Origin of the sequence: Psychrobacter sp. DAB_AL62B, from assembly GCF_028895345.1 — a bacterium.
In the GTDB taxonomy this organism is placed as follows: Bacteria; Pseudomonadota; Gammaproteobacteria; order Pseudomonadales; family Moraxellaceae; genus Psychrobacter.
In genome coordinates this window covers 1-14,134 of record NZ_SAXC01000018.1, presented here as the reverse complement: position 1 = coordinate 14,134, position 14,134 = coordinate 1, and the positions used below count along the sequence as shown (strand labels likewise).

Genomic DNA, 14,134 nt, shown 5'->3' with positions numbered 1-14,134 from the left:
TTTGGAAGGTTTCCCCTTTCTTATCAGTTCTTAATCGCTTGACGTTTTCTAGTAAAAATATTTTTGGACGCTTTTCAGCCAAAATTCGCTGAATCTCAAAAAACATAGTGCCGCGTGTATCTTTAAAGCCTTGTTTTAGACCTGCTTGTGAGAACGCTTGGCAAGGAAAACCAGCTAAAAGTAAATCATGATCAGGAATGTCTTTGGCTTGAATTTGGGTAATATCCCCACTTGGGTACTCTCCATAATTAGCAAAGTAGGTCTTTTGAGCATGTTTATCAATCTCACTGGTGAAAACACACTCACCGCCCTGTTTTTGAAACGGCAGACGTATACCGCCAATACCTGCAAACAAATCAATAAAAGTGAAATCATTGTTTTTATTAGTGTGTTCAAAAGGATGGGTATTGTTAAGAGCTTCTAGCTTCGCTAGCCTTGTGATAGAGGGTTTATGTTCTCCATTCTCCCAGCCACGAATCGTCCTTTCACCTGCTTCTTTCATACCTAACAGTAATGCTAACTCTTTTTGAGAAACGCCCAATGACTTACGCTTTTCAATAACATATTTCTGAAAATCTTTCATATTCGCCTACTTTTAAATATCCTGTTTTATTCCCGGATATTACCATAATTAATTAGTTTTGGGTAAATAAAAACATTTTTTACTTCGAAGTCTCTTTTCTTCGTTCATTAATATCTCAACCATAAAAAACTCAGCTATTTTTTATATTATGCTACGACACTAATTGACGCTTATGACCTAAAAGTAGTTTTATTCATAAATTAATTACTGTAAGTTTACATAAAGACTTTATTTAAATTTATGATTTATGAAAACGGTTTGTGGATAGGCATGCAGCTATAGATAGAACGAGAGTGTTAGCGGAAAATGGTAGATATGTTTGATTTGACAAATGTGTATTTCTAGTTAAACTACTAGGGCGTCTGAGATTTTGGTCGGACGGTAGCTTATGTCAACCAGTGGAAGACAGCTTCAATTAATCCTGATAGTACTATCATGATCAATTGAGCTTGACCATGCTCTTGTGTTAGATATTGCATCATCGTATTTATACTCATTAGTGTTAGCATAACATGACTTCTCCTATATGTTTGACTGTACCGCGAGGAGGGGTATTAATTCTTTGAGTTAGTACTCGTAGACTTTTGAGGGGCACTTCGTAAGAAGTAAAGGATTGCAGTCATCTGACTCTCTTAAGTTGGCACGGGATATTTAATGTTAGAAATCGATCAAAGTTTTTTTGAGAAACGGCACAAGAATCGGAATTATTTACATTTTGATGAGAAGCCTTCACCTAAGTTTGTTTATAGCTACGTTCTCAATCCTTCCAATATAGAAAGTCATTCCTTTTATCCCTTCATTTCGTACAACATAATCGAAAAAAAGATAGGGAAGTCTAATAAAAAAGTTGTTCTATCCTCCAAAGATAGGCTTATTAACTATCCAAGCCATATGGACAGTCATATTTATGCTTATTACTCTAAAGTCCTAGAAGCCTCTTATGAAAGTTACCTTTCAGCTAATGCCCTTGGAGACACTGTCTTAGCATTTAGGAAAATTAAGACTATTATTGATGGGAGTGAGATATCTCAATGCAATATACATTTTAGTAAGAATGTTTTTGACTATATTTCTCAGAAAAAAGATTGCTTAGTACTTTGCTATGACATTACAAAATTCTTCGATAACTTGAATCATAGAGTTTTGAAAGAAAACTGGATTCGCCTATTGGGTTGTGAGCGTTTGCCAGAGGATCATTACAAGGTCTATAGTTCCTTAACAAGGTTTGCATCCGTAGATAAAGAGGATTTATATAAAGAATTAGGTTTATCATTGAATTCTAGAACACTGAATACGCGTTTCAAAAGGATATGTACCGCCAAGGAATTTCGAGATAGGGTAAGAAAAAATAAGTTAGTCACTTTCAATAAGAGTAGAGAGGGAATCCCTCAAGGTTCACCTATAAGTGGTCTTCTATCTAATATATACATGATGGATTTTGATGAGGCAGTAAGTAAGTATTTAACAGGTATAGACGGTAGGTACTTTAGATACTGTGATGATATGATTTTTATCTTCGATAGTAGCAATAAGTTGCATGTAGAGCATTTGATTAAAAGTGAGATCCAAAAGCTAAAACTTCCAATAAACAGCTCTAAAACTCAAGAAATAGAGTTCAAAAATGGCCTTTCAAACTTCAATCCAATGAGTATTAATTATAGTAATCCATGCAAGCTACAGTATTTAGGATTGCTATTTGATGGTAAGAATGTCTACTTACGAGAGGCTGGGCTATCTAAATATAACCGAAAATTAAGAAAAGCCATCAGAATGAGAACAGCTCATTATAGAAGGCTAGAACCTAGTAAGCGTCATGGCAGCGGAATATATATGCGAACACTTCATACAAGATTTACATATATAGGTAAGAGAAATTATATCAGCTATGTTTTTAGAGTTGCCGATATTCATGAGTCTAATAACGTAAAGAGACAAGTGAAAAGCCATTACAAGTTATTCAATCAGTATCTGTCCAAAAAACTATAATTCCTAAATGTTCTATAGGCGCTAACGCCCTTCGGTTGTTGGGTCAGAGTTTAAATAGTGATGGAGTATCTCTTTTTCTTAGTCTATTTATCCTCAGAATCGACATAAATAATTTCACTATATAATGGCGGTAGTGGCTCTGATATCTGCCAGCCCATGTACTGTTCAAAATCTTTTGCCATTGAGTGGATACCTGCCCACTCTTTGCTATAAATAAAATCATTGTCATACCAACAGTCTTCTAAATCCTCTCTCTGTATGAGCGTGTATAGGTAGGTGTTTAGTGGTTCAATCTTGTTGAGCTGATTAGCAGATAGAATAGACTTAATGTTGGATAGATCTTCATCTACCACTCCCTCATATTGTTGCACTAATTCAAGAGGGATAAAATCACCCGTTGGTAACAAAGAATGTAATTTCTTTGCGTCTAAAGCTAAAGCATTGATAATCCATTTCAACTGGCTTAAATAATAATTCATGTTTTATCCTATTTATAAATGATTGTAGATTTTTCACTAGGAGTTGGTTTATAAGTCTTTTTATCAACCACCTTAACAACGCCTCTATCTGATGTTGATATTTTATAATATGCACCACCATGCCTTCTGCTGGATGGACTCACTTGAATCTGTGTAATTTGCTTATGCCCTTGAATTTTAATAATTTCTGATTTATTTCCTGCAACTTTACTTCCTTTCTCGACAACGGTATAACCAGCATCTTTAAAGTCTTTCGCTATGTCTTCTGCTGATCTGCCCCAGATTTTTTTTGGTTTTTCTAAAATGCGTGCTGCTGGAAACTTAGGAAAGAATCGACTTTTAATAGCAAGCTGTCCAGCTTTGACACCCACTTGAGCAGATTTTAATGCTAATCCTGCTGGTATTGTCAATATATCAAAAGCGAGCATATCTCTTGCTGCAATTTCTTTAACTCCTTGACGAAACTTTGTTTCATCACCACCGACGTTTATATAGATAGATTCTAGTTCTGCCTGATAACGAAGCTCTTCAGGAGTACCTGCCGTACCAGGTATGTATACTGGTCTATCAATACCTCCCCCTCCTTCGTTAGGTTCACCAGCATAAGTGTTACCTGCTACGAGACTACCTTCAGCTGCATCATCTTCATTATCAAAAGGCGTAAAGCTTACAAATAAGATATCTAGATCGTTGTCATAAGACTCTGATGGTTGATTATCTTTAGGCGCTGCAAAGCTAGAAAATACCGCTTCTGGATCAGATTTAGGAAATTGTATAGGCGCTGGTTGCTCAACGCCCATCACCTCAAAATCAGACTCACAGAATGACTGCTGAACTGCAATTAACTTTGCACCACAGCTGGTCACATCACCGGCACGGGCAATCGGTGCGCCATCAACGATAAACGAGGCGTCCCCTGTCAAAATAGTGGTCAGTTTTTTACATTTCTTACAAATGACTTTATCGCCTTTACGCGATATTGGAATACCATTGTGAGTCGTATGTAGTGACCCACTAATCACCTTACCGCCATGAGTTGTCGTCGCGCCTACGGTGATATAAGCTGCCATAGTATCGTCCTAGATATGACTAAGCTATAAACTCTAACATAAGTCGATAAAACTAACCATAATGAGGTTATCGATGAGATATGTATTAGCAACGACAGAAAGGTTTTTTAGATGGTATGTATTTGACTCTAAAACGGTGAGCAGTACCAATCATTCGCTAAGCAAACTATTAGATTTAGATATAGTGCCAGTAGCAGGTGACAAAGCGACTGCTAAATTGTGAGCGGAAGAAATGGGGCTAAAAACGTGGCGCTATGTGAGACTGTAGAACGTATCAAAAACAAGCTTAAAATAGGGCACGTTTAGCACGATGCAAATTGTTATTATATTGATTTAGAGGGGATGCTGAAGGAAACAGCATCATCAGAATCAAGTGCCGCAATACCTGAAAAAAATTGCAAGGAGCTTCAGTCATCTATGGAAATTTTCGTACTTAATGCTTTAACTACATTCATAATTACAGCAGTAGTTACATTCGCCAGTGTTTGGGTAGCAGTTAAATATACTCAGCATAATAATGAAAAACAAGAAAAGCTAACTGTATTGAGATTATTGGAAATTGCTGAGTCAGATTTAAAGGTGATTATTGCTCGGATAGATATCCTTGGGAAGGCACAAATTAATACGGACGATATCAAAGGTTCCATAATTCCTTTCAGGAATTTTCCTGATGCTATTCTCCCATATCCAATGATCTTTACAGATGTAATGACTGATAAACGAGTGATACTCAATCTTTCAAAGACCAATCTATTGATTTTCTATCCTTCTGAAAAGCAGTTAGATAAATATGCAGATGCAATCATGCGTATGAAATATAACAGCGCTCTCAAGGAGGTGCATTACTATAACTACAGGAATGAGCTGAAATTTCTACAGCTAGTTTTAAGTGGAGAAATTAAACATCAAAAAAGTCAGTTAGATGAGGAACAAATAGTGAAAAACAATAAGTATTTTGAATCTGAAGCTCGGAAGGATTCACCATTTAAGAACCATTTTGATTTCAATAATGGAGCGGGGAATGGAAGTCTGGCAAAGCAGTGATTAAGCCTCTAAAAGCCCCATTGTTCCTATAAAAAATCCTATAAAAATAGTAATGGGGCATTTTATAATAATTAATTTTGATAATATGCATAGTTTTTTGAGTTTTTAATACATGTCATCTTTATATGTATAGAAAATCAATTTTTTTATATCTACCGCTCAACTATTTTCTCATCAATCATCTCAGTGAGCAGCTGTGTCACTGTTTTACGACTATCCAATGCATGCTTTTTAAGCGCAATATACTTTTCTTCATCAATATTAAAGTTAACCCGTACTGTTTTTTTCGGAGCATTTGTCACGTCTGACAAATCTAGCGCATTTTTAGCGTCCTTACTTGGTCGACCGGCTTTCATACTCGCACCTTATTTTTTATCAAAAAATGTTTTAACTTCGTTTACTAGAGCAGTCATCTCTTGCACTGCATTGCTATTAGCTGATTCAGTATCAAAAACGGTTTTACCTAATGAGGCGCTATTCGGATAACTCACACGCTGCATAATTCTGCTATCTAACACAGGTAGACCGTACTCAAGTAAAACTGATGCGACCTCTTTACCAATATTGGTATTCTGGATAGCACGAGATACTACGAATGCTGCTTTGAGTTTGCCATCTGTCATCTCTATACGCTGCTTCACTAAGTCCACTAGGTCGCTGGTAGCCCAGACGTCATACGGACTAGGTTGCACTGGGATCAATACAAAATCAGCTGCTTTAATAGCAGATAAAGCTAAGCTAGTTGCTTGCGGTGATCCATCAATCACTACATATTCTTTATCAGATACATTTTTAAGGTCTTTATCCAACGTCGGCCGATCAAGACCAATCACTGGTACTGGATTGTCTTCATCAACAGCTCGCCAATCGCGTGCACTTCCCTGCTGATCACTATCTACTAATAATACGCTATGCCCTTGCAACTGTAACCCACGAGCTAATTGAGTGGCAATAGTTGTCTTGCCACTGCCCCCTTTTTGATTCAATACAGCAATGACTTTCATAGAGTAACCCTGATTTTGAGTATTTGAGTATTTGAGTATTTGAGTATTTGAGTATTTGAGTATTTGAGTATTTGAGTATTTGAGTATTTGAGTATTTGAGTATTTGAGTATTTGAGTATTTGAGTATTTGAGTATTTGAGTATTTGAGTATTATCTAAGATAATGTAGCGTTTATCAAACAAGATATCAAGCTATTAAATAAGAATTAACTTGTCTTAATTATATTAGCTACCTGTTCCGCTAATCTGTTTTTATTTTTAGATAATCATTAAATGGTCGCTTAGAGAACTCTTTTGGACTCTCTGCTATTAACTGTTCAGCTTTAGCCCAAAATGCTTCGTTGCTATCTCTAGCTTCAACTGAAAGCAGTTGATGATCGTTATAGTCTGCCGTGAATTGCGCTGAACGAACAATACGTCTAATTTTATCTAACGATAATGCGCCTTTATCATCTGTTAATGAGATAGCACCTTTCTTATAAAACTTAAACGTCACACTTCGATGCTCTCGTTTAACCTTTCGATATGAGACAGTGACGTTATAATTAGTGTTTTCATTAATTTGCTCCACAGCTGTCTCTATCACACGATCACGTAAATTACTAAACTGTCGATACTTATCTTCAACTCCCATCATGTAGCGAAAATCATCTAAGTCTAGAGTTTCAGACCATCTATTTTGACCTTGCCAACACACTATAATCTCATACAATCTTACAGCATAAACACTAGTCAATTCGACCGTGTCAGCCAACCTGTATCTAGTGAAATTGTTCTTCAGCTGTGTTAGGTACGGCAATATATCTTCAGCGAATCTAAGTGTAACTTGTGAGTCATTGGGTTGGAATTTAACGCTCGATACAAATCGTGTGCGTAGCGTCTCATCTTTATCTAATTTTATCGTTACCTCTCTCTCAAAAAGATGATCGGCTGCTTTTTTTAAATCCCTATAGGCATTGCGTTCGGTAGAACCTCTATAAAACAAATCTTTGATTTGCTCTACAGTTACTGTAAACCTGCTCTCAATGGACACAATTGGTGCATCCGGTAGAGAGTTAATTTGACTGACACATGCCAATAACAAATTTTGTTCATGTCGTGTTAGAGCATAGCTAGCAACTACTAAATCATTTGACTTAGCAACGAGATTGTTCTCCATAATCATATCCTTATGTTTCATTTAAAAGATATATTAGACTATGTAGAAGTACATATCAATCATTATAGAAAACATGTTTTTAATGTTGTGTGTTCTCGCGTCATTTAGTGTGTTCTCGCGTCATTTAGTGTGTTCTCGCGTCATTTAGTGTGTTCTCGCGTCATTTAGTGTGTTCTCGCGTCATTTAGTGTGTTCTCAGCTTGTAGACTATTGATTTTAAAGGGGAAAAAAGGCTCTAAACAAGAGTAAACAAGGTTAAACAGGAATAAACAAGATTAAATAAAAACCTTTAAAGAGATTTTTAAATTTTTCTGTGGATAAGTTAGTAAAATTGAGTGAATATTAAGGTTTAAAGTTCATCAGCCAATATAGAAAAACAAGGCTTAAGTTCCAATATTAAAAACGAGTTAAGTGCCATTAGAACGAGTATCTTAATCGATACCCTTTAAACTGTCTTAGAGGGTTCTCTAGTGCTCGCTAGACAACTTATAGCTACAGTTATCATAAAGATTAATAACCCTTGTATCTCGCTCTGAGAGCGTCATAAGTTCTGATAATTAAGTCACACTTTATATCAAAAGCTTTATATCAATTTGCAGTGCATCACATATCTCATAGATCTTTTTGAGTGTGATATTTTTTTCACCACGCTCTATGTTACCCATATAGCTTCGATCAATCCCTGCCATCTCAGCTAGTTTTTCTTGAGATATCCCCTTAGCTTTTCTTACTTCACGCACACGTTTTCCGAAAGCTACCATCCGCTCATCTGTTGTCATAACATTAACCACTGCTAAAAATAGCAATACTCACAGTGGTTCGCTATAATATCCACGGGATATAATCGGTATTGATAGGATAGCTATGAAAACTAAGGTAGGGTACAAATTAGGCATTTTAGAAAATGACAAGATTATTTGTGATAAGTATTGGTTAAGGGTTAAGTATGATCATGAGAACCCCTTTATTTATCGTTGTGAAGAGATAGGATACGAGTTTGGTTTGACATGTAGAGAAGTTGCTAAGGTAGCTGAAAACAATGCTTACCTTGCAATAATAGACTATCAATGCAAAAGCTGTGGAACCGCAAAAATTTGCCATAGCCGTACAGAATTTGCGAGCTTACATTCAAAAGATTGGGAATGTGAGAACTGTTATCTGAAAAAATTTCATCGCAGACTACAGAATAGTCGTCAAAACAAAGTTGAAGATGTTCTACAGCAACGGTTGATAAAGGAAAATTCTTATATAAATCAGCTCATTCAGTTCCGTGAAACTCAGATAGAGGCTATCCCTAATTTAGAAGAAATCGATATTATTGATCATTATCTTATGGTCGCTGTTATATCGAAATTAGCTACAGAAAATTTTCGTTCGACTACTGCTTTATATGACAATGTAGGTACTACATTGTCGCCATTCCACGATTTAGACGTAAAAATAATAAACCGATTGATGAGGAAGAATCTACTTCTTGTTAATATTGAAAACTCATATATTTTGCTCCACGCTCGTGAAGAGTGTTTTCTTCAATTTGACCTATTAAAAATGACATTTGATTTTGCATACGATCCTGACCAGCTTAAAAAATTGATAATTGACAGTAAAAAAGGTTTTTCGAAAAAGAACCTGGTTGATAGTCGAGAGTACAGAATTCTTTGTGAAGATATTCAATTAAACGACTGTGTTAATTATTTAGCTCATTGTTCAGCAGTCAATGAGCTCGAAATTATTATAGGGGAAAAAATTGAGAGTTTACTGAGTACCTGCTTATTAAGATATTCTGTTAGTGAGATTTATTTCATGATATGGAAGGCAGTAAAAGCTGTTTCTTCATATTCCTGTGAATCCAATATCGATAAAATGATTATATCTAACCTTATCTACGATAACATTCAAAAATTTCATGATGAGATACGATATCAATTATCAGATAGTAAAAAACATGATCGCGATCGTGCATATCCTAAATCTGTACTCAACAGAATACTTTTTGATGAAGTACATGAGATTGAAGATTGCGGGTTTTGGCACACTTTGGAAAATTTATCAAATTCTTCACAACTTTAAAAGATAATCTATTAATATCTTATCTCACAATGTATTCCAAATTTTTAGAGATCACTCTTCTTTAGGTATTAAAAAGTCTTCAAAGTTATATTTCTTACCAGCATCTTCGTCAAAGTCTCTACCCTTGATTTGGATAACAGTGGTTGGCTTAAACTCCTTTTCTTTTTTAGTAGCAGAATGCATGAGTTCTTGATCATCAATATTATGTTCACTTGTAAGATTTTCAACAGCCATTGGTAAAGCTTTTAACTCTTCATTGTTTTTATATTTGCGGTAACTTTTGCTAACACCTTGCTCAGTGATAGTAATGCCAAAATCTTCTTTTAATAACTTAGCAATATCATTAAAGGTATAGTTAACGTTCCAATCGTTCCGCTTTTCAATAATAAAACCTATTGCAGCTTTTGTTAGTTTTTGCTTTGCCATATGTTCACCTGACTTAATAATAAATAGATTATGTTTGGTATTGAACGTATTTGAAACTAAATGAACGTATTTGAATACATTTGAACTTATTATACCTGTATATTGAATGTATTTGAAACTAAATGAATGCATTTGAACGTATTTGAACGTAACCACACCAAAATTTGTAGTCTCTAAAAATTTTGGTGTGTAAGAGCAGATATAGGCGGTGAGAAGAGGTGTTTTAAGGGATAGTAGTTTGATTGCAGGATAGGCTACCGCCGTCAAAAATGGGGTATTTTCGTGTTATAAGTTGATCATCGGTTTGGTTGTTACTACGTATTGGAAGAATGACTTATAATGTTTAGGACGAGGATGGATCAAGATAAGATACTTTAGACAAATTTAGAAAGCAAAAATATGACTAATTCTCCAACAATAAACTTAATAACTGCTTTGCTAAGCGGTTACTTTTGAGAGTTTTTATGAGCTATAAAAGCAAAGATTTAAATGAAAAGGCATTATGGTATTATTCTTGGGGCAATTTTTTAGCGGTACTCTGCACTATTTTCGGAATAGTACCGGCAGTATTAGGCTTTATTGTTAATGAATTAGAACTATTTTACCAAGGACTCAATTTCTTCGTCATTAGCTTTGCACTTTTAATGGCTTTGAGAAGCGGTTACCTTGTTAGTGATAGAATGCTAATGAAAGGATGGAAACACTGGTTAGAGTTAAATAAAGATAAAACAAGAAAAATTGATACGATAACCTGTCTAGTCATGATACTAGTATTCATACTTTTAGCTTTAAGAGATTTTTACGGTATTAATCAAAATATAGCAATATTTTTTAAATAAAATGCATCTCTTTTTAGAAAGAAAGTTATCTAGGATTTCCATTAGGATATAATTTACGCCATTCTCCTAATAATCTATCTTCCTCCTGATCATAACTAGTCTCACCCGACTCAATACGCCTAAGCGCGGCTTCAAGACCTGCTTGCGATGACTTTATGACTTCATCACTAAATGATAAGTTCACAGAAGCAATAGTCTGTAGAGCAGAATTATTGAGCGGTGGTGCAGCTGAGCATATCGTTTCTTTTGCGGTAAATTCAGTATTATTTTTCATATATGACCTCTTTATTTTTTCTTATATTTTGAATAATTGGGTTCTTAGTATAAATAACCTAAGATTTTAATTATAGAATCAGCCTTTATGTTAAAGCAAAATAATTATACTGAAAATGAGTAAATGAGTAAATGAGTAAATGAGTAAAATGTTTTTTTGATACTATTGCTATTAATCGACGAGAACACTTTGTTGTTTTTTGAATGTCTGAATAGCTATACATATAGCGAACTAATCAAGTGGTTTTACTGGTTTGGTTCCCTAGTGAGGACTTGAACCTTCGGCTGTAGGCTCATGATACCAACGGGTTTTCTCCCTGAGATAGTTCCAGTGTACTTAGTTGTGTACATGCAGTGAGCTTTTGGATCATTATTTTTATATGCTAAGTAGATGAAACATACTTTCAATGAGCTGGAGATAGTTATGAGCAAGGCAGAACTTAATGAATTAGAAGCAATTAGAATCTTAGACGAACTCAACTTTCTTTTCAAAGTTAATCATAATGTACTAATTCCAGAGTTAGATAAACTAGAAAATATCGTGAAAAGCAAGAATTACGACAACTCTAATATTGAAAGGATCTTTGCCTTTGCATTCAGACGAGTACAGGAAATAGGTATATATGACGAGGACATTGATAAACTGTTCGAAGAGTTACACTTTATTATTTGTAGTAATTAAAATACAGGTAAATATTAAATTCCCTCAAGCTAGGGTATTTATAAAATGATTCACCAAAGCTTATTGCCTAGAGCTTCCTTATAATCGAACTAATTTACATTAAATCATGATCGATGCGCTATACACGCATCGAGCTGTATGATTAAAATTTCCCAAGTTTAGGACTACGGGATTTACGGCATACATCAGCATAACTAAAATCTCCTAAGTCTAACTGTATGGATTAGTACGGTTGAAAAGATATTATAAGTATAATTTGAGAAGGCATATTTAATGAAAATAGTAAAATTGTATATTGATAATTTTAGAGGTTTTGTAAGTACAGAGATTAATCTTGACGAAAAATTTAATGTTATTGTGGGCAAAAATGATGTCGGAAAATCTACTATTCTTGAAGCGTTTGAGATATTTTTTAATAATAGTACAGTGAAAATTGATTTAGATGATTTATGTAAATTTAGTGATGAAGATTATGTAGAAATAGGTGTCTCATTTAAGCTCGATAACTTTGACTTAAGGATTGATACGATACCTACTTCTCTAGTTAAAGAGTATCTACTAGATGATAATGGTTTTTTAACTATCATTAAACGATGGGATTGTAGTAAAAAAACTATAACTAAATCTTCAGAGAAAATTTTTATAAAAGCTAATTATCCAAAAGCTATTGGAGAGCCTCTGATTTGCTTAAAAAATGCAGAGCTTAAGTCAAAGATAGATGAGTTGTTCAGTGACAACATTCCAACTGATGTAAATAAACGTATCAATTCAACTATGAGGTTGGCTATATATGATTTTTACGGAAAAGACACTGAAATCGACTTAGGGTCAATGTTAATAGAGGTGAATAAAGAAGATGCAAAAAAAGTATGGGATAATCTTGAAAAAGATATCCCTCTGTTTTTTCTTTTTCAATCAGATAGGGCTAATAAGGACTCAGATAAAGAAGTCCAAGATCCATTGAAAGCTATAACAAAGTTAGCAATAAGTGAGGTACAGCAGGATTTAGAGAGAGTTATTAATAGAATTGAAGAGTTGGTAACTGAGATTACACAAGACACTATCGATAAAATGCAAGAGATGGACTCAGACTTAGCGAAGTCATTAAAGCCTAGTTTAAGTCAAAAAAATTGGGACTCACTATTCTCATTTAGCTTTATAGGTGATAATGAGGTTCCAATCAATAAGCGTGGTAGCGGCTTTAGAAGACTCTTATTGTTGAACTATTTCAGAGCAGAAGCGGAGAGAGCAAATGAAAGTCGTAGACCTGTTATATATGCTATTGAAGAGCCTGAAACAGCTTTGCATCCTAACTGGCAGGCAATGCTAATTAGTTCCCTACTAGAACTAAGCGATAATAATACACAGGTTATTATAACAACTCATAGCCCAGCCCTAGCAAGTACGGTAAATTATGAATATATAAGGTTTATAAAAAAAGAAGATAATATTCATTATGTTAAGGAAGGAAGTAAGGAGTGCCTAGATGAAGTATGTAGCACTCTAGGTATTATGACTAACATACCTTCTTCTGATAACTATAATGAAATAAAAGTCATCCTATGTTTAGAAGGGATAAATGATATCCAGTTCTTTTATAATATCAGCAATTTATTTGAAATAGACTTGAGAAGTGACAGTAGAATATTAGTAATACCTCTTGGAGGAAACACTCTTATGGAGTGGGTAAACAAGCTATTTCTAGATAAATTATCGTTACCTCAAATACACATCTATGATAATGATGTAGAAAAATATCAAGAAGCTATAGATGTCACAAATAGCCGAGAGGATGGATCTTTTGGTTGTCTAACCAATATGATTGAAATGGAAAATTATATTCACCCAGTCCTGATAAAAAATATTTATGAAATTAATGATGATTATTTTATAAACAACAATGAACGCTGGAGAGAGCAGTGGGTTTCTCATGATATACCGAAAGAACTAAATTCCTTCTTAAAGGATTTATCAGAAAGGGAAAATAGAGAAATTAAAAATCACTCAACATCGAAAATAAAGAGTAAATTTGCACAGGAAGCTGCAAAGCTAATGACTACAGAGCTTTTAGAAGACTTAAATGCTTTTGATGAAGTAAATGGGTGGTTTAATAAAATAAAAAGCTATCTATAGGGCTGTAATAGCGGTTACCTCAGTAGAACTGTCAAATAAGACCTTAGTTTAAAACGCTCTAACTTTCATAGGTATCTGACCTAATATTTTGCGACAATAGCCGACTCAACTAAGGAGCTATTGCAATGCAAACTACTATTTCAGATGAAGAAATGAAAATTATTGGGCTTTTCAAAGAAAATGTGTATGGAAGGTCGCCTGATACCAATAGTTTTAATCAGCGCCATGATGGGAAAGATGGGCATTGGCTAGAACGACAGATGGGCATAGCCGCGAATGCTAACAATGAGCCTGACTTATACGGCTATGAGATGAAAAACTCTACTGGTAGTAAGACCACTTTTGGTGATTGGAGTGCTAACTACTATATCTTCAAAGACAAAGAAA

General features: G+C 34.6%; 16 protein-coding genes. 7 read left to right on the top strand and 9 right to left on the bottom strand.

Annotation, left to right across the window (positions count from 1 at the left end; genetic code table 11):
* The coding region (gene dcm / locus EPB74_RS13210) for a DNA (cytosine-5-)-methyltransferase (RefSeq protein ID WP_274904613.1) at window positions 1-583 on the bottom strand (583 nt) is incomplete at its 3' end.
* 654 nt (window positions 584-1,237) lie between these two features.
* On the opposite strand from dcm, the gene drt2 reads away from it, so the two are divergent.
* On the top strand, window positions 1,238-2,569 hold the full coding sequence (drt2, locus tag EPB74_RS13205; RefSeq protein WP_015060745.1) for an antiviral reverse transcriptase Drt2: 1,332 nt from the start codon (window positions 1,238-1,240) through the stop codon (window positions 2,567-2,569).
* A gap of 83 nt (window positions 2,570-2,652) precedes the next feature.
* On the opposite strand, the gene EPB74_RS13200 is transcribed toward drt2, so the two are convergent.
* Window positions 2,653-3,048, bottom strand: a complete 396-nt coding sequence (locus EPB74_RS13200; protein ID WP_015060744.1) for a hypothetical protein — start codon at window positions 3,046-3,048, stop codon at window positions 2,653-2,655.
* An 8-nt stretch (window positions 3,049-3,056) separates the two neighbouring features.
* Window positions 3,057-4,118 carry a PAAR domain-containing protein gene (locus EPB74_RS13195; protein WP_274904611.1) on the bottom strand — a complete coding sequence of 354 codons (1,062 nt, stop codon included), beginning with the start codon at window positions 4,116-4,118 and terminating at the stop codon, window positions 3,057-3,059.
* Between the two features lie 73 nt (window positions 4,119-4,191).
* On the opposite strand from EPB74_RS13195, the gene EPB74_RS13190 reads away from it, so the two are divergent.
* Both EPB74_RS13190 and EPB74_RS13185 read left to right on the top strand, forming a co-directional pair.
* Complete coding sequence (locus EPB74_RS13190) at window positions 4,192-4,341, top strand: hypothetical protein (protein ID WP_274904610.1); 150 nt, start codon at window positions 4,192-4,194, stop codon at window positions 4,339-4,341.
* A gap of 194 nt (window positions 4,342-4,535) precedes the next feature.
* Window positions 4,536-5,162, top strand: coding sequence for a hypothetical protein (locus EPB74_RS13185; RefSeq protein WP_274904609.1), 627 nt, complete (start codon window positions 4,536-4,538; stop codon window positions 5,160-5,162).
* Window positions 5,163-5,314: 152 nt separating this feature from the next.
* On the opposite strand, the gene EPB74_RS13180 is transcribed toward EPB74_RS13185, so the two are convergent.
* From EPB74_RS13180 to EPB74_RS13165, 4 genes are all read right to left on the bottom strand, one after another.
* Window positions 5,315-5,518, bottom strand: a complete 204-nt coding sequence (locus EPB74_RS13180; protein ID WP_015060741.1) for a plasmid partition protein ParG — start codon at window positions 5,516-5,518, stop codon at window positions 5,315-5,317.
* A 9-nt stretch (window positions 5,519-5,527) separates the two neighbouring features.
* The gene (gene parA / locus EPB74_RS13175; RefSeq protein ID WP_015060738.1) at window positions 5,528-6,166 is read right to left on the bottom strand and encodes a ParA family partition ATPase; all 639 of its coding nucleotides are present in this window, start codon (window positions 6,164-6,166) and stop codon (window positions 5,528-5,530) included.
* Between the two features lie 240 nt (window positions 6,167-6,406).
* Window positions 6,407-7,324: a replication initiation protein gene (locus EPB74_RS13170; protein WP_015060739.1), complete on the bottom strand. Its 918-nt coding sequence runs from the start codon at window positions 7,322-7,324 to the stop codon at window positions 6,407-6,409.
* A gap of 569 nt (window positions 7,325-7,893) precedes the next feature.
* Window positions 7,894-8,103, bottom strand: coding sequence for a helix-turn-helix domain-containing protein (locus tag EPB74_RS13165; protein WP_173266275.1), 210 nt, complete (start codon window positions 8,101-8,103; stop codon window positions 7,894-7,896).
* An 85-nt stretch (window positions 8,104-8,188) separates the two neighbouring features.
* Between EPB74_RS13165 and EPB74_RS13160 the strand changes: the two genes are divergently transcribed.
* A complete protein-coding gene (locus EPB74_RS13160) occupies window positions 8,189-9,394 on the top strand; it encodes a hypothetical protein (RefSeq protein ID WP_015060768.1) in 1,206 nt (401 codons plus the stop codon).
* Between the two features lie 51 nt (window positions 9,395-9,445).
* On the opposite strand, the gene EPB74_RS13155 is transcribed toward EPB74_RS13160, so the two are convergent.
* The gene (locus EPB74_RS13155) at window positions 9,446-9,820 is read right to left on the bottom strand and encodes a hypothetical protein (protein ID WP_173266273.1); all 375 of its coding nucleotides are present in this window, start codon (window positions 9,818-9,820) and stop codon (window positions 9,446-9,448) included.
* Window positions 9,821-10,284: 464 nt separating this feature from the next.
* Between EPB74_RS13155 and EPB74_RS13150 the strand changes: the two genes are divergently transcribed.
* Window positions 10,285-10,659 (top strand): hypothetical protein, encoded by a 375-nt coding sequence (locus tag EPB74_RS13150; RefSeq protein ID WP_015060766.1) that lies wholly within the window; start codon window positions 10,285-10,287, stop codon window positions 10,657-10,659.
* A gap of 25 nt (window positions 10,660-10,684) precedes the next feature.
* Here the strand turns inward: EPB74_RS13150 and EPB74_RS13145 are convergent, their stop codons facing one another.
* Entirely contained in the window at window positions 10,685-10,933 is a 249-nt protein-coding gene (locus EPB74_RS13145; RefSeq protein ID WP_015060765.1) for a hypothetical protein, read from the bottom strand.
* A gap of 954 nt (window positions 10,934-11,887) precedes the next feature.
* Here EPB74_RS13145 and EPB74_RS13140 point away from each other — a divergent pair.
* Both EPB74_RS13140 and EPB74_RS13135 read left to right on the top strand, forming a co-directional pair.
* On the top strand, window positions 11,888-13,747 hold the full coding sequence (locus EPB74_RS13140; protein WP_015060763.1) for an ATP-binding protein: 1,860 nt from the start codon (window positions 11,888-11,890) through the stop codon (window positions 13,745-13,747).
* Between the two features lie 125 nt (window positions 13,748-13,872).
* Window positions 13,873-14,134, top strand: a 262-nt coding sequence (locus tag EPB74_RS13135) for an LlaMI family restriction endonuclease (protein WP_274904605.1), incomplete at its 3' end; no start/stop codon positions are given.

What these genes read in the sequence shown, in the direction of transcription:
- EPB74_RS13160 (WP_015060768.1), top strand. Translation starts at nt 8,189, where the DNA reads ATGAAAACTAAGGTAGGGTACAAATTAGGCATTTTAGAAAATGACAAG.
- EPB74_RS13185 (WP_274904609.1), top strand. Translation starts at nt 4,536, where the DNA reads ATGGAAATTTTCGTACTTAATGCTTTAACTACATTCATAATTACAGCA.
- EPB74_RS13145 (WP_015060765.1), bottom strand. Translation starts at nt 10,933, where the DNA reads ATGAAAAATAATACTGAATTTACCGCAAAAGAAACGATATGCTCAGCT.
- EPB74_RS13195 (WP_274904611.1), bottom strand. Translation starts at nt 4,118, where the DNA reads ATGGCAGCTTATATCACCGTAGGCGCGACGACAACTCATGGCGGTAAG.
- EPB74_RS13190 (WP_274904610.1), top strand. Translation starts at nt 4,192, where the DNA reads ATGAGATATGTATTAGCAACGACAGAAAGGTTTTTTAGATGGTATGTA.
- EPB74_RS13155 (WP_173266273.1), bottom strand. Translation starts at nt 9,820, where the DNA reads ATGGCAAAGCAAAAACTAACAAAAGCTGCAATAGGTTTTATTATTGAA.
- EPB74_RS13200 (WP_015060744.1), bottom strand. Translation starts at nt 3,048, where the DNA reads ATGAATTATTATTTAAGCCAGTTGAAATGGATTATCAATGCTTTAGCT.
- drt2 (WP_015060745.1), top strand. Translation starts at nt 1,238, where the DNA reads ATGTTAGAAATCGATCAAAGTTTTTTTGAGAAACGGCACAAGAATCGG.
- EPB74_RS13165 (WP_173266275.1), bottom strand. Translation starts at nt 8,103, where the DNA reads ATGACAACAGATGAGCGGATGGTAGCTTTCGGAAAACGTGTGCGTGAA.
- EPB74_RS13170 (WP_015060739.1), bottom strand. Translation starts at nt 7,324, where the DNA reads ATGGAGAACAATCTCGTTGCTAAGTCAAATGATTTAGTAGTTGCTAGC.
- EPB74_RS13150 (WP_015060766.1), top strand. Translation starts at nt 10,285, where the DNA reads ATGAGCTATAAAAGCAAAGATTTAAATGAAAAGGCATTATGGTATTAT.
- parA (WP_015060738.1), bottom strand. Translation starts at nt 6,166, where the DNA reads ATGAAAGTCATTGCTGTATTGAATCAAAAAGGGGGCAGTGGCAAGACA.
- EPB74_RS13180 (WP_015060741.1), bottom strand. Translation starts at nt 5,518, where the DNA reads ATGAAAGCCGGTCGACCAAGTAAGGACGCTAAAAATGCGCTAGATTTG.
- EPB74_RS13140 (WP_015060763.1), top strand. Translation starts at nt 11,888, where the DNA reads ATGAAAATAGTAAAATTGTATATTGATAATTTTAGAGGTTTTGTAAGT.